This window comes from Prevotella sp. FD3004, from assembly GCF_000746155.1.
In the GTDB taxonomy this organism is placed as follows: Bacteria; Bacteroidota; Bacteroidia; order Bacteroidales; family Bacteroidaceae; genus Prevotella.
Window position 1 is genome coordinate 156,284 of the sequence record NZ_JQKR01000011.1, and the last position, 24,300, is coordinate 180,583.

A 24,300-nucleotide genomic window follows, 5' to 3' on the forward strand; every position below is an offset into this window, starting at 1 on the left:
CTATATGATGGGTTCTGATTCTTCTTCATAACAGATTTCATCCTTCTGTGAAAAGTTTTCTTGTGTTCCTTCGTCAGCAAGCGGTAAAGCCGAGTGGATGGCATCATCGTAGCCTGTCAGTGCGGAGAATGGCGCAAACTGGGCCGCGCGGTTCCACATCGACATCTGCTGATGACGTTTGGATACGTGATGAGGAAGGTTGATGATGTCGTCATAATCGTTAATCATGCTTTGTGTCCTCCTATTTGTTTATTACGTTCTTTGGCAGTAGCGCCATCTTCGAAGTTCAGACCTCTTAAAATGGCGTTTTTCCCAAAGCGTTTTTTGATTTTCAGTTGTGCTTCCTGCATCCGACGTTCCTTGTCGAGTTGTGCTTTTCTTTCCTGTTTCAGCTTCTTCAATGTTTCGTAGTCGGTAAAAAGGTCGAGTTGCTGAGGTGCATTCTGTCGAGTGGCGACTGAAGCTTCTGACACTACGTGATTCGTAGTTAGGTTGAGCCTGCGGATGAGCAGATCAGGATTCACATAGCGATCATACAATTCTGTAGCACCATCCATAATCAGTCGCGACGACGATGTGGGGCTCTCGAAGTTGAACGTGCTGTGAACATGCTTTGGAACAGTTTTCCCGTAATAGTTAGTGGTTCTCTCACCATGATATCTTTCACTAATCTCGGGACGGGTCAGACTTTCCGTGTCATAGCCTACAGTCAGCACAAGTTGGTCTGTCACCAATTGCTTCGACACTAGATTGAGAGCCATTCCTTCCGCCATCTCCTGTATTACTACACGCGCTTTCTTGAAACTGTAAGGCTCTTGTAGTACCTGCCCGCTACTGAAGGAATTCGTCTCGGGTCTATATGCCTTTACTGCCTCCATCGTACAAGGTTCCCAGCCCCAGGCATGGTCTATCAGTAGTTCTGCATTCACACCGAAAAGCCGATATAGCAGTTCTTCGTTTTTTACAGACATTCGAGCTAGTTTCCCCATGGTGTCAATGCCATACATCGCCAGTTTCTGGGCGGTTCCGCGTCCCACTCTCCAAAACTTCGTCAGCGGGCGATAGTCCCAAAGTTCCCGACGATACGACATCTCGTCGAGTTCTGCTATACGTACGCCATCCTTGTCAGCAGGCATTTTCTTGGCCATTATATCCATCGCAACTTTGCAGAGATACATGTTGGTGCCAATACCTGCAGTAGCCGTGATGCCCGTCTGACTCAGCACGTCGCGAATCATCTTCATGGTTAGTTCATGGGCTGTCATCTTGTAAGTCCCAAGATAGGGCGTCACGTCCATAATCACCTCATCAATGGAGTAGACGTGAATATCCTCTGGAGCGATGTATTTCAAGTAAATTCTGTAGATTCTCGAGCTGATTTCGATGTAGTGTGCCATCTGTGGCTTGGCTGCGATATAGTCAACAGCCCAGTCTGGATGTGCTTTCAGCTCCGTGCCTGATGTCGATTTGCCCGTCAGTCGATGAGTAGGAATCTTCGTCTGACGCTCATAATTTACCTCACGTATTCGTTGCACAACCTCGAATAGTCGTGCCCGTCCTCCTATGCCATAGGCTTTCAGTGAAGGTGATACCGCCAGACAGATGGTTTTTTCCGTGCGACTCACATCTGCCACTACAAGATTCGTGGTCAGCGGGTCGAGTCCTCTATCCACGCATTCCACTGAAGCATAAAATGACTTCAGGTCGATGGCGATATATGTTCGCTGTTGTTCTGGCATATCCTATATAAATTCTCAAATACGTCCACAAATATACGCATAAATCCTCAGAAACCAATCAAAATTGTTATCTTAGCCGAAAATATTAATAAAGTTTTTGAAATGAGAAAAACAACTAGAGAGATGTTGGCCGTCTATGATGATGCACCAGTTTGACAAGCAGGGTGACGAGATGAAAAGGGAATGAATGGAATTAAAATGACGTGGTCGATTCCCAATAAATCATAAAATATTGCAACAAAATTATTAAGTTTTAATTTTTTTCGTATATTTGCGCAGAGATAAATCGAAAAAGAGGAAAGACTAAATGTATGGATAGAAGTCAGGAAATCATTCGCACCAGTTGGATTGGTATTGCTGCCAACGTACTGTTGGCAGGATTTAAGGCCGTAGTGGGTATTCTTGCCAGTTCGGTTGCTATTGTGTTGGATGCCGTCAACAACCTCAGTGATGCGCTTTCAAGCGTCATAACAATTGTGGGAACAAAACTCTCACAACGCCCAGCTGATCGCAAGCATCCCTTTGGCTTCGGACGTATCGAGTACTTCAGTGCCATCATCATTGCCGTTATTGTATTGTCAGCAGGTATTACTTCCCTTGTTGAATCTGTCAAAAAAATCGTTAATCCGTCGGAACCATCCTATACGACCACAACTCTTATTGTTATTGTTGCTGCAATCATAGTAAAGTTTGTTTTGGGTCGTTATGTCAAGTGCAAGGGTGAACGATTGAAGAGCGATGCGCTGATAGCTTCAGGTTCAGACGCATTATTCGATGCTGTCATCACGCTGACCACGCTTGTTTCTGCAGGCGTCATGCTATTATGGGGCATTTCGCTCGACGGCATCCTTGGAGCGGTGATTTCCGTCGTCATCATCAAAGCGGGTGTTGAGATGCTTGCCTCGCCTGTCAATGCTTTGTTGGGCACTAGCATTCCTGCAGAGCTCACCAGCCAGATTACGAAAGAGGTTTCTAGTTTCGAAGGTGTGCATGGCGTGTTCGACCTGGTTCTTCATAATTATGGTACTGATGTGATGATGGGCTCACTCCATATCAATGTCAACGACACGATGTCTGCTTACGACATTCATGGTCTGACGCGTAAGATATCAGCGCAGATGTTCGAACGTCATGGCATCATCATGACCATTGGCGTTTATGCAGTTGCCACTGGTGATAATCGTCGTGCAGAGTTACAGTCAGAGGTGATGCAGACACTCTCCGTCCATAAGGAGATAGTCCAAGTGCATGGCTTCTACTACTCCGAGGCCGATGGGATACTCTCTGTTGATATCGTTCCTGATATCTCCGTCCACGACGATACTACTCTCGTTAGTCAGCTTACCAGCGAGATATCCCCTCTGGTGCCGGGCATGCGGGTAGTCATCGTGATTGATCATAATTATTGTGAGTCGTAATGAACATAGTAAGATAATTCTGTCATAACTAAACCAAGATTTTTATGAAAAAAATATTTCTTAGCCTAATAGCTGTATTTTTTGCACTGACCATCCAGTCGCAAAGCGTATATGATTTCAATGTAAAGGATGATGCTGGTAAGGACGTATCGCTGGCTGAATACAAGGGAAAGGTGCTGCTGATTGTGAACACCGCTACCCGTTGTGGGTTCACCCCTCAGTACAAGGAGTTGGAGACCCTGTACGAGAAATACAGAAAGGAAGGTCTTGAAATTCTTGATTTTCCCTGTAACCAATTCGGTGAACAGGCACCTGGTACTATCCAGGAGATTCACGGTTTCTGCACAGCCAACTTTGATATTCAGTTCCCTCAGTTCGACAAGATTGAGGTGAATGGGGCAAATGAGCATCCGATCTATACCTATCTAAAGTCGAAGAAAGGCTTTGGCGGTTTCAACTTGAACGACAAGACGGGAAAAATGCTTGATGATATGTTTCGCAAACAGAATGCAGACTACGACAAGAATGCCGATATCAAGTGGAACTTTACAAAGTTCCTTATTTCGCGCGATGGTAGAGTTGTCAAGCGTTATGAGCCAACAGATAGAATTGCAGACATTGAAACGGATGTTCGTATAGAGCTTAATCCTACTCTCAGTACTATTATGGCGCGTCGTTCTGTTCGCAAATATCTCGACAAATGTGTGGAGCACGATAAGTTGGAAATGATTGTCCGCGCGGGCATCAATGCACCGAGTGGGGTGAACCGCCAACCATGGATTGTCTGTGTGGTGGAAAATCAGCAGCTGATTGCAGACGTGACAGAGGTATATAAACAGGAAAATGCAGAGCAAGTGAAGCGCGACAAGGATTTCAAGAACATGTTCCGCAATGCGCCAAACCTCATCTGCGTCTGCACGCCAGCCAATGGAGACGGTGATTTGGATGCAGGACTGCTTGGTGAGAATATGATGCTGGCCGCACAGTCAATGGGCCTCGGCACCTGCTGTCTCGGTGGCCCCGTGCGTTTCCTCAACTCAAATGCTAAAGCAAAGTTCTTCCTTGAGCGTCTCAACATACCTGCAGACTATCGTTTGAACTATATTATCGCCATTGGCTATCCTGATGAACAGCCTGATGCCAAGCCGCGCGATGCCTCTAAGGTGAAATATATTAAATAGGTAAGGTCATCTGATGGCCTATTCGTATTACAAAAAAACAAAGGGCCTATGTTAATGTTTCAGAGAATACGAAAATCGTTCACCAACCAGCTCACGTTGTGGGTGTCGGTTTTTGTGGTGGGCATCATTGTGGTGGTTCTTTTCCTTTTAGCGCGCTTTTCGCAGGGAGTCATCCTCGACGAGTCTGTCGAAACAACGCTACAAGTGCTTGAGAACACGGCGCTACGCATAGACAATACGCTACGACTGATGGAGATAAAGGCGCGAATGGATAAGCAGACGCAGAAGGTGGATCGTGCGACCATTGAGCGACTCATAGAGGAAAACGGCATTCTGATGAAGCTGCGCCAGACGCTGCCCAATGTAAAGCTCGATGCCAAAGAGTCATCCGCTATTCTCCAGGCTGTTGTGGCTGCTACGGAAAAAGGCGGATACACTGAGATAGAAATAAATGGCGAAGAAAGCTATGTGTTCTATTACCCGCTGCAGGGCGGCACATATGGGCTCGTAGCTGAATGCCCTGCTGAAGATTTCTATGGTAGGTTCACCCGCATGCAGTGGTTCTTGCTGTTAAGTGGTGTTATTGGTGTACTGTTGTTACTCGCCATTCTCTATGTTGTTGTGGGGCTTCATCTGCTTCCTTTGCACCGTCTTGCCGATTGCGCCCAGAATATAGCTGACGGCGATTTGGACACTCCTATTCCCGAAACGCGCTTTATAGATGAGTCGGGGCGTTTGCAGACAAGCCTAAGTAGAATGCAATGCTCGTTGAAAGCCTATATGGATGAGATGCAGCAGAAGCAGACCGAGCTGAGTGAGCACCATGCCGAATTGCAGACTGCCTATAGCGAGGCACAAGCCCTTGAGGAAAGAAAGGCGCAATTTATGTACAACATGACTGAACAGATGGCGGCACCTGTCAATGTGCTGTGCAAAAGTACCGATAGCATCTGTCGCAACTATTCGAGGCTGACGAAGGCTGAGATGGCGCGTCGCCAAATGGACATCATGCAAGCCTCCGATACTATTACCCGATTGCTCGACCAACTTATAATCTCTACTGCCCTATGAAACAGATTATCCTTTACATTCGGCAGCGCCTGTCTATACGCTTGGGCATGCTTATCGTAGTTGTCGTTACGTTGTTCTTCATTATGCTTCTCAACTTCCTCTTCTATCATTGTAAACTCTACATCCAGCATGCGGCCATCGACCACGCCACACAACTGCTTGACAACACTGCAGAGCGAATCAACGGTATTATGAATGAAACAGAACTGGTGACAAACTATATGGCTGTTACCACAACACGCCACCTTCATCCCGATTCGTTACTCGCTTTCACGCGTCGTACCGTGGCTGAGAATTATTTCCTGACGGGCTTTGCTATCTCCATGGAGCCCTACTTCTTCCCGTCGATGGGACGCTACTTCTCGGCCTATTCTTTGCGACACAGAGGGCTTCCAGCCTCCAATACAACCCTTGACAGCATCACTACGGTGCGCGAGGGACCCTTTGAGTATTTCGATGCTCTGTGGTACAAGACGCCTCATACGCTTGGTACCCCGTGTTGGGTTGATGCCTACGACGGCTATAACGAAGGGACGCTCTCGTCGCCCGATATTCTGACCTCCTATTGCTGTCCAATGCGCGATGCCGATGGTCGCTATGTTGGTTCCGTCACAGCCAGTCTGACGCTGAAATGGCTGTCCGGGGCCTTCGCCTCCCTGAAGCCCTATCCCAACTCTTCGGCCATTATGCTGGGGCGCGACGGCACCTATTTGGTCCATCCTGACACGACAAAACTCTTCCGCCAAAACATTTTCAGTGATGCAGACCCCAAGGCTCAGCGCGACATCAATATTCTGGGCAGATCTATGTTAGGCGGGCGTAGCGGTATGATGCGAACCGTTGTCGACGGCCAATACGCATATATATTTTATCGCCCGCTTGAACGCACAGGGTGGAGCTTGGCCATCGTGTGTCCTGAAAGCGATGTCTTTGCGCGCTACAACCGTCTGCTTGTCATGGCGTGGATAATCGTAGCAGTCGGACTCATGTTACTCATGTTCTTCTGTTATCAGACTGTGTGTCATGCTGTCCAACCCCTGCGCCAACTCGATGAAAGGGCAAAGCGAATAGCTGATGGCCTTTTTGACGAACCGCTGGCGCCAAGCACCCGTTGCGATAGCATAGGGCGACTCACCAACAGCTTCATCCGCATGCAACAGTCGCTCGCGGCGAGTGTCACAGCCGTCCGTCGTTGCAACGACGATTTGCAGCAGCAGAACGACAATCTTGCCCGTGCTTATCAGCTCAAGCTCGAAACCAATCGCCGCAGGTCGGCCTTTGTACAAGATATGTATCACGAAATCCGGACGCCTCTTAACGTTATCAGCGGCTTCACCCAAGTGCTCAGTGCAGGCCTTCACGAACTGCCCGATGACGATGTGGCAGACTTTACCGCCCGTATGAAGCAGAGTGCCGCTGATATCAAGAAATTAGTCCATGGGATAGCGAATACCCCATTTCAGTCGTAAGTCGTCCATCAACTGCATCATGTAGAGCGTCTCGTCGAGCGGCATCTCCTTAGGTTCCAGCAATCCCTCTATCAAGGCTTGCCGGCATGCATTAAACTGATACTCGTAGCCTGTAATCTGTCGGGGCACGTGGATGTCCTCTACAAACTCGCGGTCGTGTGTGTTCACCGTAATCTTCTGCGGATTGTTGATGTTGTCGATAATCAGGTTACCATCCGTACCCGCTATCACCCCGATGTTGTCGCCCACACAGGCCGCACTTGACTGCAGGTTGCAAAGCAACCCGTCTGCCAGCACCATACAGATGGCATTCGTCAGGTCCATGCCCGTCTTCGACTTCACACACAGACTTTTCATGTTTACGATGTCGGCATCGAAAAACATCCGCACGAAGTTCAGCGCATAGACGCCCAAGTCAAGCAATGCGCCCCCACACAGGTCGGCCCTCATGATTCGCGGCTTCTCGCCCATCGAGTAGCCCAATGTGGCTGTCACCAGTCGCGGCGTACCAATGCGTCCGCTGTCTATCAGGTCCTTCACCATTTTGCGTGCAGGCTGGTAGCGCGTCCATATCGCCTCAGCCAGAAACACCTTCCGCTCGCGTGCAAGGTCTACCACCTCCTTCGCCTGCCTGTGGTTAGCCATAAATGCCTTCTCTACCAGACAAGGCTTGCCTGTCAGTAGCGCCTCCTTCGTTACGTCGTAGTGGTGAGAGTGAGGTGTAGCTACATACACCAGATCTACGTCCTTGTCGGCTATTAGCTCCCCATACGAGCCGTAAGCCTTGGCTATGTTCCATTTTCTTGCAAAGGCTTCCGCCTTCTCTAATGTCCGCGAGCCTATGGCGTAACACGTACACTTGTTGAGTCCGTTCAATGTGATGGCAGCCTTCTCGGCTATCCATCCTGTGCCGATGATACCGACACGCAGGATTTTGTCTTCTTTTAGCATGATGGTAATTTTGAGTTTCTGTTGCAAAAATACAACTTTTTTCCATAAATACCAAATTCTAAGCGAGTAAAGGTCACCCAAACAAACAATTTGGAAATCAGTCAGAAGAATCTATTGTTATGGCCATGTTTTTTGCTCAATACGCCGCGCTTTTTGGAAAATAAGCACGGCGTATTGAGTGAAAAGTCGTGCTTAATTTCAGGAACAACTTATTAACTTTTTAGAGGATACGTTTTATTATGATGCATATATTCGAATGCGGTAGTTGCAATACCTGAGAATTACCCCTCACTTTCCGCACTTCCCACACCTAACTGATGTTTGATTTAGGTGTGGGAAGTGCGGAAAGTGAGGGGTAAAAAGTGGATATAACAATTACTATATATATAAAGACGCTACTCCCGTTCGAAGACGGGGATGAAGGTCTTGTTTATTATCGTGGTGATGTATTGACCACCGTCGTAGTGCTGCCCCGTTTGGTGGCAGCGCCAGCCGCCTGGATTGCGGGGTAGGTAGGTGGTCCACTCGCTGACACTAGGCTCTGTGACGGGGCTGACGAGCAGGCGAGGGCCGAACATATATTCATAAGGCTGGCGCAGGGCCTCGGGATCGTCAGAGAAATCAAATACAAGTGGGCGCATCAGTGTGTAACCCTCTGTCGAGACGCGTTCGGCACACTGCTTGATGTAAGGCAGCAAGCGCTTACGCTCCTTCAGGCACTGGGCGATGACGGCCTGCGCCTCAGGACCGTAGTTCCACGGCTCAGTATCGCTCATATAACCATGCACACGCATCAGGGGCAGATAGACACTCGTCTCTATCCAGCGCAGCATACGTTCGATATAGTCCTGATTGGTATACTGGTCGCGTGGACGGAAGAAGCCGCCTGCGTCGTAGGTCCACCAAGGGATGCCTGCTGCCTGCATGCCTAGTCCTGCCGTGATTTGGCGACGGAAGGTCTCCCAATCGTTGCCTACATCGCCGCTCCACAGGGCAGAGCCGTAGCGCTGGATACCTGGGAATCCGCAACGGGTGAGGATCATGGGTTCGCGGCCTTCTGCTAGAAGACCTTCATAGACGGTCTTGTTGACCAGTAACGGATAGACGTTGCGCACCTGTTCGCCGCTCCAGCGCCCGTTGTTCACATGACGCCCTGCGAGATCGTCGTTCTCGGGCTCGGTGGCGTCCTGCCACCAGGCATCGATACCTAAGGGTACGAGGCGCTTACGGAAGTTGTTCCAGTAGGCTTGTGCGGCATCGGGGTTAAAGAAGTCGATCCAGTCGGTCCCAGGGATGTAATACTGCTGTCGCTCCATTTCACGCCCCACCTCTGATTGCTTGTCGATCTTCGACCACACACTCAGCATGAGCCGCACATCCATCTGATGGAGACTGTCAGTGAGGGCTTTGGGGTCGGGGTAGAAGTCCTCGTCGAATTGCATGGAGTTCCACCCGTGTTTGCCCCAGTACTGCCAATCCTGTACAATGACGCTTAAGGGCATCTGCTCCTCACGGAATCGTCGGGCTGTCTGTAGTATCTCATCAGAGGAGTGGAAACGCTCACGACAGTGGATATAGCCCAGCGCCCACTCAGGCATCATCGGACAGGGACCTGTGAGCTCACGATAGGTGGCGATAATCTCATCGGGGGTACCCACGAACACGGTGTAGTCAACGGCATGGGCGATGGGTGAACGGAAGGTGGTCTCGCCAGTCACCTTTTTATAATAGAGGGTGGGCTGGTCGTCCTTGGTCAGCTCGGCTGTCAGCTTGTGGCGTCCTGCTTCGAGGCGCACGATGCTTGACGCCGTAGGGGGTAGCCAAAGGTTTTGCATTTCGATGACGGTCTGTCCGTCGATACATAGGTTATGGCGACGGGCCATCTTCTGTCCTACATCAAGTAACAAAGCGTAGTCGCCTGTCTCGGCAATGTCAATGCCGGCTTCGAAGAGGTGGCGCTCGCGCACCTCACGTCTGCCCCCCTCGGTAGTGGTGATATTGACCACCTCCTGCTTGCCTGCCCCCTTCTGCTTGGTGAGCCTGATGCTCTGATCGCAGGGGTTGAACTCCGTCAGTCCGTAGTTGTTCCACAGAATGCCGTAGCCCTTACTCGAGATGAGCATGGGAATTGATATCTGGGTGTTCACCTGTGTGAGGCGGCGAGAGAGGCCACGCACATTGCTGTAGCCGTCTTGGAATTGTCCGAGGCCAAAAAGATATTCATCCTCTGGACTCTCGAATGCCAGTGTGGCTATGCCATTACGGAACTCGTGGCGCAAGGCCTGAAAAACGGGACGCCCGTCTTTAGTGTAGACCTTCAGCCGCTGGCCTTCGACGGCAAAAGTGATGTCTTGCTGCTCCACCTCGTCGTGCTTCACGTAGAGCCAGTCGGGCAGGGTGTCTTTTACATCACTTTCGCCATAACAGACACGTATGGCGTTGCGTGCCACCTTCTTAATGCTAAAAAAAGCCCCTGTCGCTGCCTCTGCGGTGAGCAGAAACAATGACAGGGCTGCAATGAACAGTGTCTTCTTCATCTTGCTTTATCTGACGGAGTCAAGGAAGCGAACCATTTTCTGCAGGTTCTCCTCGCTGTACATGCCCATGCCATGTCCGCCCTCGGGAACGAAGGTGGCCTCTGATTTCACACCGGCAGCCTGCAACAGTTCAAAGAACTTCTTGCCTTGGCAGCAGGGCACTACATTATCTTTCTCGCCATGGAAGATGATGATAGGCGGGTCGTTGGGGTCGACATAGTTGGTGGCGCTCAGGCTGAGGTATTTGTCGGGCTCCTTGTCGAGCTTCGAGTTGAGCAGCACGTCTTCAGGTGAGTTCTCGCCCATCTTCATGGCCTCGCCACAGTCCATGGCAGTCAGATCTACGGGGCCCGACCAATCGCAGGCTGCGTTAACTGCGCTACTCTCGTCAAGGTGACAACCCACGCTGCCCTCGAGGTCGATATCGACGGTGCCAACCTTGGCCTGTTTCAGTCCGCTAGTGGTGGCTGCTGTCGATGACAGATGACCGCCTGAAGAGAAACCGCTAGTGGCGATAAAGGAAGTGTCAAACTTATATTTGGCTGCCTCGCCGCGTACGAAACGGATGACGGCACGGATGTCGTTGATCTGGGCGGGCCACTTGGCGTCCATGCTGGAACGGTGGTTAGGACACACCACGGCATAGCCCGCATTGAGCAGAGCCTTCACGATGGTGCCCAGATCGGCCATGCCCTTGCTGTTGTTGCTGAACCATGCGCTGCCATAGATATGGATTACCACGGGATAGGAGGCTTTCTCTTGTTTGGGCAGATAGATGTCGCAGGTGTGATAGGCTTGGTTGTCGCCAGCATAGTTCACGTCTTTCCACTCTTGTGATGTTTCGAGTTTCACCTGTGGCATCTGGAAACCTCCGAATCCGCCAGCAGGTTGTGCCATGGCCACAGAGGCGAGGCACAGCATGAATGTTGATAAGATAGTTTTTCTCATGTCTTTTATTTTTTATATAGGAATTATTTAAGATTTATTCGACAGAGGCCTCTGAGAAATAGATGTCGCGCAGAGGCTTGCTGACGGGCTCACCTGTAAGGCTGATTTTCTGCTCGAGCCTGATGTCTGTCGATGAGGCACCCACCTTGATTGTGTACTTGCCAGGACGGATGTTCCATTGGCGCTGACCTTCGTGGCTGTAATAGCCGAACTGATCGGTGTAGAGCTTCACGTTGACGGTCTTCGTCTCGCCAGACTTCAGTGACACGCGGGCGAAACCCTGTAGCTGTATGGGGCGTATTGGTTGGTCGGCCTGTGTGGGCGAGAGGTATATCTGTGCCACCTCTGAAGCTTCCATCGAGCCAGTGTTCTTCACTTCGAACGATAGATTGACGAAGGGCGCTGAGACGGGAACTTCGCCATCAACCTGTAGATTGGCATATTCGAACGTTGTGTAGCTCAGTCCATAGCCGAAAGGCCACTGAATGCGTGCGTCTTGCACAGCTGTAGAGTTGTAACAGATGGGCTCATAAAGTTCTGTGTTAGGATAGCTGACAGAGAGTTTGGCGGAAGGTGATACGTTGCCATAGAGAATGTCTGCCACGGCATGGCCGCCTTCCTCGCCAGGATACCAGGCCTGGATGACGGCAGCACACTTCTCTGCCAATCCGGATACTACCTGGGCACGACCACCGAAGATGACCAATACCACGGGCTTGCCCGTCTGGATAAGATTCTCGACGAACTGCTCCTGTTTGCCTGGCAGGCGCAAGCCTTGGCGGTCGCGGTTCTCGCCACAGAGCATCACGTTCTCGCCAACAGCTGCAATAATCACATCGACCTGCTTGGCCATGCTCAGGGCCTCGGCCTTGTCGGCCTTTTCACCGGCATCGACCTTGCGATGCAGTAAAGTGAACTCCCAGGCACGCTCGTCGCCTGCTTCTCCGTATTTTGTCTCTATCTCCTCTGTCCAGTCGCATCCGCGTGAGTAGAGTAGGCTAACGCCCTCGGGCTGCTTATCCTTCATGCCCTCGAGCAGGGTGATGGTGTGAGGATGGTCGAGGTCGCTCTCTACCCTTTTCCAGAAGTATGACATGGCAGGGAACGAGTAGTCGCCCAGCATGGCCCACATAGTGTTGGCATTAGGACCTGTGAGCAGGATACTCTTGGCATTGGTGAGCGGTAGCACACCATTGTTCTCGAGCAGTACTACGGATTGGGTCGCGATATCATAGGCGGTCTGTCGCTCTTCGGGCGTGTCGAGCTCAATCTTCTCAGTGCTATAGAGGTAGGCGTCCTTATCGAAGAGGCCTGCGCGGAATTTCATGCGCAGCACGTTTTTAACAGCACGCTCGAGCACTTCGGGTTTTACCAGTCCTTTGTCAATGGCTTCTTGAAGATATTGATAGTTGGCGCCGAAGGGGAAGTCGACGTCGTTGCCATTGTTAATGGCAGCGGCAGCCTTTTTCACAACATCGTCGAGTCCTGGTATCTGGTCGATGGCCGTATAGTCGCTCACCACCATGCCGTCGAATCCAATATAGTCGCGGAGGATGTCCTGCAGAATCTCGCTGTTGCAGACACAACGCGTGCCGTGAACGTCGTGGTAGCCTGGCATCACAGCCACGCTCCCCATAGTGCGAATCATAGTCTCGTGGGGTAACAGAATTTCTTCCATCAACTCCTTCTCGTCAGCGTCGCCACCGCCTCCATAACCCAGATAGTGCTTGGTGCAGGCGCCAACTCCTTTCTTCAGATCGCTCTGTTGGAGACCCTTGACGAAGGCAGACCCCATGGCTGCAGAGAGATAGGCGTCTTCACCATACGACTCTTCCAGACGATTGAAACTGGGTGTGCGACATACGTCGACCATGGGCGAAAGGGCCAGAATGCCACCCATTTTACGCATGGTGGTACTGGTCTGGCGGGTCTTCAACTCAGCCAACTCGGTGTTGAACGAGCAGGCCTGGCCTATCTGCTGGGGATAGATGGTAGAGCCCTTGGTGTTGATGCCCGAGAGTACCTCTTCGTGGAAGAGGGCTGGGATGCCATTGGGCGTGTTGGCCTTCAGCCAGTCTTGTACAGCCACCACCATGTCGCGAATGATGTTTGGATCGCGGGGCTTCTGGAGGGCAAACTGTGAGAAGTGTCCGATGCCAAAAGGTATCAGTTTGCGACACTTGGCTGTGTCGAGCTGGCCTTGTTCGTCGAAGAGCTCGTCCATATACATGCTCTTCAGTTGGGCGATGCGCTCCTCCTGAGGCATCTTCTCATAGAGCTCGTCAACCTGCTTCTCTATGTCGACAGCGGTGTTACAGCTTGTTATTAAAAGTAAAAGGATAAAAAGGAAAGAAGGAAAAACTCCTTTCACTGCTCCCAATACCTTTGATAATGATATTTTCTTCATAATTCTTAGTTCTTTTATTGTTCCCCCTTTTTATTACCTTTATTTAAATTGCCAATAGTCGAGATGCGTGTCGCCCTCAGAGTTGCTGAAACAGAGATACAGGTCGTGTACGCCCTGAGCACCAGACACCTTGGCGTTGAATGTCTTGTACTTCTCTACACTGCCTGTATCAGAAATCAGGGTCTCGCCAATGATGGGACCATCCTGAGAGTCGATGCGGAGCGTCAGTTTGCAAGTGCCTGTAGAGGCAGCGCTGATGCTGAACTTCTTGGCACCATGGAGAAAGTCTACACCACGCAGTTTGATGAACTCTCCGTCGTTGATATCGAAGATGTACATGTCGCGTTTGCCAGTAGATTCGGGCATATCAGCCACCACGCCCGTGTTCTCGATACCCATTTTGGCACTTTTCAGTCCGTAACCCCATGCCATGGTCTCTGCCTCGACACGCTGGTAGGGATTCAGCCAGCAGAGTTGCTTGAGGGGCTCGAGGTCGAGCCAGTAGGGCACTTCATTGATGGTGCCGTCTGCATTGTAGGTAATTTCTGCAACTGACACGCTTCTGCGCTCATGGTGTGTGAAGGTGTCGAGGTGCATGAGGTCGTAGTTTTGTCCGAATACATACGAGTGTCCCTTGAAGTCGCAGATGCCAGGGTGGTTACCGCGATCGCGCAGGGTGGGGCGCATGATGTAGTTCTTCCACTCCCAGGGGCCTGTGGGTGAGTCGCTCATAGCATAACCTAGGGCCTCAGGGCAGCAAGTGGAGGCAAAGGCGCAGTAGTAGTGCCCGTCGCGCTTATAGAACCAAGGCCCTTCCTGATAGTGTTTGATGTGGGGCAGTTTCACCACGCTGTCTTTCAGGGATGTCATGTTGTCGTTCAGACGGGCATAGAAGGTGTGTGGGTTTCCCCAGTAGAGATAGGCCTGTCCGTCAGCGTCTGTATATACTGACGGGTCGATATCGTACCAGTTGCTCTGGTCCCATACCAGAGGCTTTCCAAGGGGATCCTTGAAGGGACCATAGGGTGAGTTGGCCTCGAGCACTGCGATGCCGTGTCCGTGAAGTGGTGCATAGAGATAGTACTTGCCATTACGCTCTACTGTCTGGATGGCCCATGCACCGTTTTCACGACTGCGCCAGGGAATGTCCTTCAGTGAGGCCACAGCTCCGTGTTCTGTCCAGTTCACCATGTCGGTGGTGCTCCATAGCAGCCAGTCGTACATGAAGAAACCTGCAGAGTTCTTCTCGTTCAGGTCGGGGATGTCTTCTGGCGAGGCATCGTGCGAGGTGAAGAGAAACAGTGTGTCGCCTACTACCAGAGGAGCAGGGTCTGCTGTGTATTTAGTCTGGAAGAGTGGTAGGTTCATGCTGATGTCGCCTTTTACGGCAGCCTGCAGCATCAGTGAGTCGAGAAGCGATTCCAAGGCGTGGCGACGTTCAGGCCATGTGACATAGTCATCTGCCTTTATGGTGTATACCTTCTTCTCACAGCACTTCTGGTCGTTCTTCTCACAGCACTCAGCCTTGCCTGTGGTGATGCAGAATGGCGGAAGTTTCTTGGTTCCAATCAACTTGTCGGCCATCACGTCAGCACCTCCGATTTTAAACCAGCTCTCAATGGTGTCGTACTTTCCTGGAATCAGCTGGATGGCAAACTGCGGCTTGCCTTCTGCAGGATGGTAGCAGGCCTGCTGGCTGTTCAGGTCGTAGCTCACTGTGCCATGTGCCATGTCTGTCAGGTTCATGTAGTGATAAGGATTCGAGGGATTGTTACAGATGCTGGGTTTGAAACCTATAGAGGGGGCCAGATACATGTTCTCTGGGTCAGCGACGGGAGTCCCGTCGACCAAATAATAATAGGTGAAGGTCTCGTAGACATTCTCATTCAATTCTGCTGTCCAAATGCCATCGCTGTCGCGCTGCATGAGTAAAGGCTTTGGCAATACTTCTGCAGCCAGTTTTACCTCCTTGGCATTGGGCGCCTTCATGCGGAACACCACACCGTCGCTTATATATTCGGGCGAAATGATGGGTTTTGGGAAAAGACGTGCCATGACACCAGCAGTGAACTGTGGCTCCTTACCTGTGGCTGCGATGACAGGCTGTCCGCCTTGCATAGCCTTCTCTGCTGCTTCAGGCTTGAAGAGCAGGGGCAGTGTCTTGCTCAGGAAGTACTTGGCGTTCATCCACGTGTGTCCGTATTTATCGTGGGTGTACTCTTTCACAGAGCGGATACCATGTTTGTCGAGGAATTCCATGTAGTCGCGAGCATTGCCAAAGAGGAAGTCGTCAGTACCTACGCCTAACCAAAACAGATGGATCTTGCTGTTCGTGTCGTTGGCATTGTCGTAGACGCCAGGGATGTTGGTGGCTGTGAATGAACTGTAGCTGCAAAGATAAGAGAACTTGTCGAGGTTGCGCAGTCCATTTGACAGAGCCTGGTTTCCACCACGTGAGAAACCGCCAATGGCACGATGGTCGGCATCGTTGATGGTGCGATAGTTCTTCTCTATATAGGGCATGAGGTCATCTGTCAGGTCGAGACTGAACACGTCCTTGCCAAACATAGTCTGAGGGACACCTGCCTTTTCTGTCTGTGCAGGCAGCAGCTTATAGGGATTGCCGTAGGGTAGCACGACAATCATCTCCTCAGCCTTTCCTTCAGCAATCAGATTGTCGAGGATATAGTTCACACGTCCTACCTTATAATATACTTCCTCAGTATCAGTGGTTCCACTGATCAGATAGAACACGGGGTATTTCTTGTCGGGATTCTCTTTGTATTTCGGTGGCAGGTAGACCACAGCCTGATTTGTGGCACCCAGATTCTTGGAGTAGTAGTGGATATAGTCCACCTTGCCATGGGGAACGTTCTTAATGTCGTGGGCCAGCGAGCCCTCTTTGGCTGGAATCTCAAGCAGCGAGTTCTTAAAGCCTTCATTGGGGAAATACTGCTGATTCTCGGGGTCCATCACACTTACCCCGTCAACAATGAAGCAGTAGGGATACATGTCAGGGGCTGCAGGACCTAGAGTGGCCTCCCATAAGCCCGTTTCCGCGTTACGCGTCATAGCGTTGCGTCCTGCGAACTGCACGTCTACTTGAACTTCTTTTGCCTGGTCGTTCTTGTAACGGAAAGTTACGGTTCCATCCTGGTTACAGGTGGCGGACTGGGCTGCTGCCATGGTTGCCCATCCGATGAATAGTTGTAATAAGATAGTTTTTTTCTTCATGTTGTTTTATTGTTTAATTTGACTTTGTATATTCTGAGGGTGTAACACCAAAGTGTTTCTTGAAGACTACCGAGAAATGACTCTGGGTGCTGAATCCGCACTTGTCGGAAATCTCGGAGACTGTGTATTTTCCGCTTTTCAGCAGCTCTGCAGCTCGATTGAGTTTGTAGGTGCGGAAGAAGTTCGAAGGCGTCTCGCCTGTCAGTCCTTTTATCTTGTAGTACAATTTTGTGCGTGAGATAAGCAGCAGTTTGGTGATGCGTGTCACGTCGAGTTCGGAATTCGAGAGTTCCTCCTCCATCAGTTTGTAGAGTTCTTCCATAAAATGCTTGTCTTGATCGGAGAGGGCGTTGTCTACGCCTTCGTCTTCTGTCGTTGTGGCCTTTGTCAGCAGTTTGCGTATGCGATCGCGATTCTTCAGTTGCGACTGAATCAGAGCTGACAGTACGGTGGGTTCGAATGGCTTTGTGACATAGGCATCTGCGCCAACGCTCAGACCTTCGACCTGATTCTCTGCTGTGATCTTGGCTGTTACCAGAATGACGGGGATATGGCACAACTGTATGTCTTGCTTAATCTCATGACAAAGTTCGTAGCCGTCTTTGCCAGGCATGGCCACGTCGCTCAATACGAGGTTAGGCTCTTCAGCGCGCATCTCTTCAAGGGCGGTGTCTGCGTCGAGGCAGGTGATCAGGCGATAATCGCGTGAGAAGAGCAGACGCATGTAGTTGATGATTTCTGTGTCGTCGTCGACAACGAGTATCGTAGGTCGATGGTCCTCTGTTGTGTCGTAGGCAGAGGATTCTGATGCAGCATCGACAGGCAGTAACGCATTGACTGCCAGCGATCCGTCACCTTCCAACGGCCTGCGCTCTTCATCACTATAGGCATCCTCATTCATGGGGTAGATGAGTGTGAAAACGGCTCCTGTACCTTCTGTACGGTTGCTGGCTGTGAGTGAGCCATGATGGAGTTCAGCCAGTCGGCGTGAATAGTAAAGTCCTATGCCTGTACCCCAGTTTACCACGGCCTTCGTCTGGTTATCGAGCTGGTAGTAGCGCTTGAAGATGTTCTCCAACTGGTTTTCGGGCAAACCCTTACCTGTATCGGCAATCGTAACCTTTACCTGATTGTCTGCTACATCGAGCGAAACGTCTATCCTGCCTCCACGCGGTGTGAACTTCAGGGCGTTCGACAACAGGTTAGATACGATCTTTTCCAACTTGTCACCATCAGTCCAAGCTGTCAGCGAGTCTTCCATGCCAAAGCGGTTAATGGTCAGGCCTTTTTCCTTGGCGTTAAATTCAAAGATGTCGCAGATGTCGTTCATAGCTTTCACCACATCGATTTGTTCAACGTTCAGCCGTAATGTGTCGTTCTCGAGTTTGTTGAAGTCCATGAGCTGATTAACGAGTTTGAACATACGTTGTATGCTACGTTGGGCTACGTTGAGAAGGTTCTTGTCCTCGTCATTGAGTGAGACACTCCTGGCAAGCTGGCCTACAGGCCCTGCAATCATGGTCAATGGCGTGCGGAACTCATGAGCTATGTTGGCAAAAAAGCTCATGTTCATCTGGTTGGTGCGCAACTCCTGCTCTTTCTCCATCTCTGCCTGTCGGGCAGCACGACGGGCAGCCACCACGCGCTTAGCGTTACGATAGAGATAGACTGCCAGCGAAGCTGCTAGCGCCAAGTAGATAAGCCACGCCCACCAGCTGTTGGCTGGGGCGGGTTTCACCACGATGCTTAGTGTGCGTTCGTCGGAGTTCGTCTCGTCACTGGCGCTGTCGGTGGTTTTCACACGGAAGGTATAATGCCCTGATGGCAGGTTTGCATAGTTGGCTGTATGGGTGTTTCCAGCGTCAATCCAGTCGTGGTCGAAGCCATCCATCTTATAGTAATAGCGCACACGCTCGTATTCTCCGAAGTCGAGGGCTGTAAACGAAATGCTGATACTGTTTTCACTATAATTCAGCTTAACTTCGCGACAACTGTCGAGCAGGGCCTCTATGGGGCCGTTTTCTGAGGGCCTAACCAGTTGGTTGTGTATCTTCAGATCGCAAAAGCGTATGGGTATCTGTCTGAGTGTGTCAATGTCTGCAGGGTTAAACATGGTAATGCCCTCTGTGCCTCCGAATACCAGACTTCCATTAGGTAACTTGCATGAGGCACGGTCGCAGAACTCATCGCCTCCAATGCCATCAGCTTTATAGAGGGCGGTGATACGCCCCGTCTTCCGATCCCAGCGGTTCAGACCTTTCATCGTACTAATCCAGAGGTTTCCTTGCTGGTCTTCTTCTATACTGCCTACATCAGAACAGGACAAGCCTGCGATGCGTGTCATCTGGTTGGTTTTCAGACTATAATGCAATAGCCCGTTGCTCACGGTTCCAATCCATACGTCGCCCTGTGAGTCTTGCACCATATCAGTGGGAATATAGACGCTTCGACGAATGCACTGTGCCATTGAGGGAATATCGAGTTCGCTCAGTTTTCCTGTCTGTGGGTTCATGCGCACAATCTTTTGGAAGAAGGCCGAGATAAGCATCTGGCCATTGTCCAATTTGAGTAGCGAGGGAATAAAGCAGAAGTCTGCATTGAAAGCCTGCTTCACAACAGGTGTGTTGCTGTTGGGCGGAAAACCAACAATATCATTACTGCTGGTTGCTAGCCATATCGTTCCGTCGTCGGTCTGCTCGAAATCCATCGTTGCCATGATCGTCCATTGGTTTAGGATACTTAGTCTGCCACTTTCATAGCGACACTTCATCACTAGACTGGGGGTAGAGAGCCATAATAGTCCGTCACGGTCACAGAATATGTGGGTAACAGCATTCTTTTGTTCGCCTGCAGGTAAGCCTTGTAAGGGAATAGATTCTGCCTTCTGACTCTCGCAGTGGTAGACATAGACGCCTTTGAGCAGGGTAGAGATCCAGAGATTCTTAGCTTTGTCCATAGCCACGGCCAGCACTGATGAGTTCTCGATGACACGGTTCAGGTAATTATCGCTACCACCGAATTTCTCTTTATAGTAATAGTCTGCAAAAAGCCCCTTGTCGTAGGTACCCAGCCACACGTTCTTCCGTGAGTCTTGGAAAACTTGTGTCACCATGGCATCAGGGACGGGTAGGGTGAATCCTGTATCGCCCTCGCCATGCAAAGTGTGGGCCAGGAGATTGAGTTCAAACACGCCATTGTGAGAGGTACTGAGCAGAATGGTGTTGTTTTCCAGAAGACGAGCAGCCTGAATGATGCTGTTATGTGCCATCAGGCGCGACTCCATTGCTGCGTCAAGTGGCACGACGTGCTGTGACTTGGTGTCGTAGAGCATCATGAATCCATAGCCTGAAAGCACCATCAGACCATTCGACAGTATCTCTGAATAGAAATAGTATCGCTCGCCCAATGGTATTTCTTTTTTCAGTTTCAGCGTCTCGTTATCGTAGACTAATATTCGCTGCGACTCTGTGATAAGAATATTGTCTGAAGCGTCAATGATACAGTTGCCCCACGTCCATGACTGTCTTTCCATTTGTCTGCCAATACATGGAAGGAAGGCCTGCTCCTTTTCGTCGAGTCGGAGCACCTCTGTACCATTATATACATAGATACGCCCCTTACTGTCTTCAAGCAGTTTCTGAGTGTTGAGATTGGCAGACTTGACAGTGATACGATCGAAACTGTCCATACGGCTGTAACGGCATACCCCATTCACTGTCGCCACCCAGAGTCGTCCCTGCTGGTCGCAAAGGATGTCTTTTATCTGATTGTCGGGCAGACCCAATGAATCGTCAGTACAAAGATACTGGTGATATTCATGACCATCGTAACGATTCAATCCTCTGAATGTTCCAATCCAGAGTTGGCCTGCAGCATCTTCTGCTATACATTGCACGCGACTGTTCGACAGTTCCTGAGCTACAACAACGCTGTGCTCCTCGTCTTTGTCACGTTGTTGTGTCGTTGCTGCCTTCTGACATGATAACAGCGTTATCATAGCCATCATGATGACTATAATCTCTCTCTGTCCTGTCGTTTTTATCATATCTGATTTTAGTTTTAGGCCACAAAGATACATATTATTATTCAAATATAAGTAATTTCTATGTTTTTTAAACAAATTGAACAAGTTTTGAACAAATAGGAAAGACTCTCGATATTTTTGAACGCTTACGAAAATCAAAAGAACGCCTTGAAACGCCACCTGATTTTTATTTATATACCTTTGCCGTCGCAAATTTAATCAAACCAAAGTATTATCTAACATTTAACTCAAAACAATTGCAAATGAAAAAGATCAGTTTACTGATGGTGTTGATGGCATTATTTATGTCAGTGACATCTTTCGCCCAAGGAGTCAAGGGCACAGTGATCGACGAGAACGGTGAACCCGTGATCGGTGCGACAATCGTTGACAAGGTTAATAGCCAGAATGCAGCGATTACAGATTTTGATGGACGTTTTACCATTAACGTGAACGCGGGAAAAACCATCGTTGTTTCTTACATTGGCTACGAGACACAGGAGCTGGCGGCTAAGAATGGCATGACCGTTCGTCTGCAGCCCGATAACAAAGTACTCGATGAAGTCGTTGTAGTAGGTTATGGTGTTCAGAAAAAGAGTAGTGTGACAGGTGCCATCTCGCAAGTAAAGCCTGAGGATATGGAGAACCGTACCATCTCGAACGCACAACAGGCTTTGCAGGGTAAGACCTCTGGTGTACAGATTATCTCAACCTCAGCAGCCCCTGGCTCATCACCCACCGTACGTGTGCGCGGTTATTCTTCTAATAAAAGCAGCGAGCCCCTCTATGTGGTCGATGGTGTACGTCTGAGCGACATTAGTGGTATCGACCCTGCCACTATCGCCTCGATGGAAATTCTGAAAGACGCTGCTTCTGCTGCTATTTACGGTGCTGAAGCCGGTAATGGTGTAGTGCTCATCACAACCAAGAAGGGTAAGGCAGGACAAGGTAAGATTGCCTACGACTTCATGTGGACTGATGAGAGTCTGGCTCGCATCCCCAAGATGCTGAATGCTAAGGAATATATGCAGTATATGGTGGAGGGCAACCTCTTTACACAGGACTATATGAATGCCAACTGGGATGGTAAGACAGATACAAAATGGACTGACGTGGCCTTCACGCATGGTCACATGCAGAAGCATAACTTCTCATTCACTGGCGGTAACGATCGAGGGAACTATTATCTGGCTCTTTCATACCTTAATAATGACGGTATTGTAAAAGGCGATGCAGACACCTATAAGCGTCTTACAGCCACCGTTAATGGTGAATATAAGATTAAAGACTGGTTGAAAGTGGGTACCACCAATCAGGTAGAGAAATACAATGTCCGTCAGGTGTCTACCAATAATGAGTACGGCTCTCTGTTGACAGCTGTGCTCATGATGGATCCTCTGACTCCAGATACCTATGGTAAAGAACTGCCTGCGAACCTTCAGGCGTATCAAGCCATGGGCAAGACATTCTTACAGGACGGGAATGATAACTACTATGGTGTGAGCCAGTTCTACAATGGTGAGCAGTATCATCCTATGATTATGCGCGATAATGGACTGAATAAGAATTCTGGCTTTAATGTAACGGGATCAGTCTATGGTGACTTTACGCTGATTCCTAACCTTACTGTCACTTCACGCTTTGGTTATCGTCTTACAGGAACACGCTCTTCTTCTACCTCACTGCCTTTCTTTGGCAACGCCGTTCAGAGCCGCGATTATGTGGATCAGAGCAACACCTCGAGCACTACAATCTATTACCAGTGGGAGAACTTTGCTAACTATATGAAGTCTTTTGGCAACCACACAGTAAGTGCTATGGTGGGTATGTCGTTCCAGGATTCAAGCTATGATTATGTAACGGGTCAGCTAACTTCTAATGGTGAGGATGCCATCAAGAAGAACGATCCCCTGTTCTACTACCTGAACTATGCCAACGCCTCAGCAACGAAGGGTGTTAGCGGTGAGACTACCAGCAGCACCAAGTTCTCTTATTTTGGTCGTCTGGGTTATGATTTCCTGGGTCGTTATATGTTGCAGGCTTCACTCCGTGCTGATGCTGCTGACCTCTCAAAACTCTCTCCGAAGAAACGCTGGGGTTACTTCCCCGCTGTATCAGTAGGTTGGACCATCAGCGAGGAGAAGTTCTTTGCTCCTTTGAAAAAAGCCTTCGACAGTTTGAAGTTCCGTGCCTCTTGGGGCCAGAACGGTAGCCTCTCTGCACTCAGTGGTTACAGCTATAGTACCGATATCGCTCTGGGTGGGCTCTATCCTTTCGGCTCTGGTATCCAGTATACACAGGCAGCAGCTCCCTCAACCATGGGTAATGAAGACCTGAAGTGGGAGACTTCAGAACAGCTGAACTTCGGTCTTGACGGTATCCTGATGGGTGGTCGCCTGACCTTCGGCGTCGACTACTTCACTAAGAAGACAAAAGACCTGCTGGTTTGGAACACAACACCTTCGCTGGTTATCGGTGGCGCTACATCACCTATCAACGCAGGTAATGTAGAGAACAAAGGATTTGAGTTTGAATTGGGATGGAGAGACCACATTGGCGACTTCAGCTACGGCATCCGTGCAAACCTCTCTACGCTGAGTAATAAGGTGACTTATATTGATCCTTCAATAACCCGTCTGGCTGGTAGCACGTTCCACACCTACACTATCACCTATTTCGAGCAGGGCTATCCCGTATACTATTTCCGTGGCTTCGAGTTCGACAAGATTAATCCAGAGACTGGTGATCCCATGTTTAAGGATATCAATGGCGATGGCGTGGTGAACAACGACGACCTGACTGATATTGGAAATGCCATTCCTGACTTTACTTATGGTATTACCCTGAATGCTGCCTACAAGGGCTTCGACCTCACCGTATTCGGTACAGGCTCTCACGGCAATAAGATATTCAATTGTATCAACCGTCCTGACTACGCTACATCGAATAAGATGAAGGAAGTGCTCTACGACGACCGTTGGACTCCGACAAACACCACAGGTACAAAGCCCCGTGCGGGCGCTAACGACATGGACAAGTATGTTGACTCAAGCGCTATGATCTACGACGGAAGCTATTTCAAGATCAAACAGATCCAGTTGGGTTACACACTGCCAAAGAACGTGTTGAGCAAGGTTGGTATCAGCAACGCCCGTGTCTATGGATCGCTCGATGACTTCTTCACCTTCTCAAGCTACCCCGGTTTCGATCCGGAAGCTGCTGCCAACACTACCACAGGTATGGGTGTCGACAAGGGTGCTTATCCCACTTCAAAGAAGGTGGTACTTGGTTTCAATATTGAATTCTAACTTTTTACTTTAA

At 49.8% G+C, this 24,300-nt stretch carries 13 protein-coding genes and 1 pseudogene; 5 read left to right on the forward strand and 9 right to left on the reverse strand.

The window, feature by feature from the left end:
- Both T325_RS03055 and T325_RS03060 read right to left on the reverse strand, forming a co-directional pair.
- Window positions 1–228, reverse strand: coding sequence for a hypothetical protein (locus T325_RS03055; RefSeq protein ID WP_036910458.1), 228 nt, complete (start codon window positions 226–228; stop codon window positions 1–3).
- A complete protein-coding gene (locus T325_RS03060; protein ID WP_036910314.1) occupies window positions 225–1,739 on the reverse strand; it encodes a Y-family DNA polymerase in 1,515 nt (504 codons plus the stop codon). The genes T325_RS03055 and T325_RS03060 overlap by 4 nt, the downstream gene beginning before the upstream one ends.
- 311 nt (window positions 1,740–2,050) lie before the next feature.
- Between T325_RS03060 and T325_RS03065 the strand changes: the two genes are divergently transcribed.
- From T325_RS03065 to T325_RS03080, 4 genes are read left to right on the forward strand one after another with little or no spacing between them, the layout of a single operon-like run.
- Entirely contained in the window at window positions 2,051–3,157 is a 1,107-nt protein-coding gene (locus T325_RS03065; RefSeq protein WP_036910316.1) for a cation diffusion facilitator family transporter, read from the forward strand.
- 44 nt (window positions 3,158–3,201) lie between these two features.
- Window positions 3,202–4,338 (forward strand): nitroreductase family protein, encoded by a 1,137-nt coding sequence (locus T325_RS13000; RefSeq protein WP_081911020.1) that lies wholly within the window; start codon window positions 3,202–3,204, stop codon window positions 4,336–4,338.
- A 54-nt stretch (window positions 4,339–4,392) separates the two neighbouring features.
- Window positions 4,393–5,409, forward strand: coding sequence for a HAMP domain-containing protein (locus T325_RS03075; protein WP_197051303.1), 1,017 nt, complete (start codon window positions 4,393–4,395; stop codon window positions 5,407–5,409).
- The gene (locus T325_RS03080; RefSeq protein WP_036910319.1) at window positions 5,406–6,878 is read left to right on the forward strand and encodes a PDC sensor domain-containing protein; all 1,473 of its coding nucleotides are present in this window, start codon (window positions 5,406–5,408) and stop codon (window positions 6,876–6,878) included. The genes T325_RS03075 and T325_RS03080 overlap by 4 nt, the downstream gene beginning before the upstream one ends.
- Here T325_RS03080 and T325_RS03085 read toward each other — a convergent pair.
- From T325_RS03085 to T325_RS03110, 7 genes and pseudogenes are all read right to left on the reverse strand, one after another.
- Complete coding sequence (locus T325_RS03085; RefSeq protein ID WP_036910321.1) at window positions 6,840–7,829, reverse strand: Gfo/Idh/MocA family protein; 990 nt, start codon at window positions 7,827–7,829, stop codon at window positions 6,840–6,842. The two genes, T325_RS03080 and T325_RS03085, sit on opposite strands and share 39 nt — an antisense overlap.
- A gap of 395 nt (window positions 7,830–8,224) precedes the next feature.
- Window positions 8,225–10,366: a glycoside hydrolase family 31 protein gene (locus T325_RS03090; protein WP_036910322.1), complete on the reverse strand. Its 2,142-nt coding sequence runs from the start codon at window positions 10,364–10,366 to the stop codon at window positions 8,225–8,227.
- 6 nt (window positions 10,367–10,372) lie between these two features.
- Window positions 10,373–11,314, reverse strand: a complete 942-nt coding sequence (locus tag T325_RS03095; protein ID WP_036910323.1) for an alpha/beta hydrolase — start codon at window positions 11,312–11,314, stop codon at window positions 10,373–10,375.
- 34 nt (window positions 11,315–11,348) lie between these two features.
- On the reverse strand, window positions 11,349–13,721 hold the full coding sequence (locus T325_RS03100) for a glycoside hydrolase family 3 C-terminal domain-containing protein (protein WP_036910324.1): 2,373 nt from the start codon (window positions 13,719–13,721) through the stop codon (window positions 11,349–11,351).
- Between the two features lie 39 nt (window positions 13,722–13,760).
- Window positions 13,761–15,122: a family 43 glycosylhydrolase gene (locus tag T325_RS12895; protein WP_051949682.1), complete on the reverse strand. Its 1,362-nt coding sequence runs from the start codon at window positions 15,120–15,122 to the stop codon at window positions 13,761–13,763.
- Window positions 15,123–16,106: 984 nt separating this feature from the next.
- Window positions 16,107–16,955, reverse strand: a pseudogene (locus T325_RS12900) (esterase); the annotation flags it as partial.
- 13 nt (window positions 16,956–16,968) lie between these two features.
- Window positions 16,969–21,000 (reverse strand): hybrid sensor histidine kinase/response regulator transcription factor, encoded by a 4,032-nt coding sequence (locus T325_RS03110; RefSeq protein ID WP_036910326.1) that lies wholly within the window; start codon window positions 20,998–21,000, stop codon window positions 16,969–16,971.
- Window positions 21,001–21,242: 242 nt separating this feature from the next.
- Between T325_RS03110 and T325_RS03115 the strand changes: the two genes are divergently transcribed.
- A complete protein-coding gene (locus tag T325_RS03115; protein ID WP_036910327.1) occupies window positions 21,243–24,287 on the forward strand; it encodes a SusC/RagA family TonB-linked outer membrane protein in 3,045 nt (1,014 codons plus the stop codon).
- Window positions 24,288–24,300: the final 13 nt, after the last annotated feature.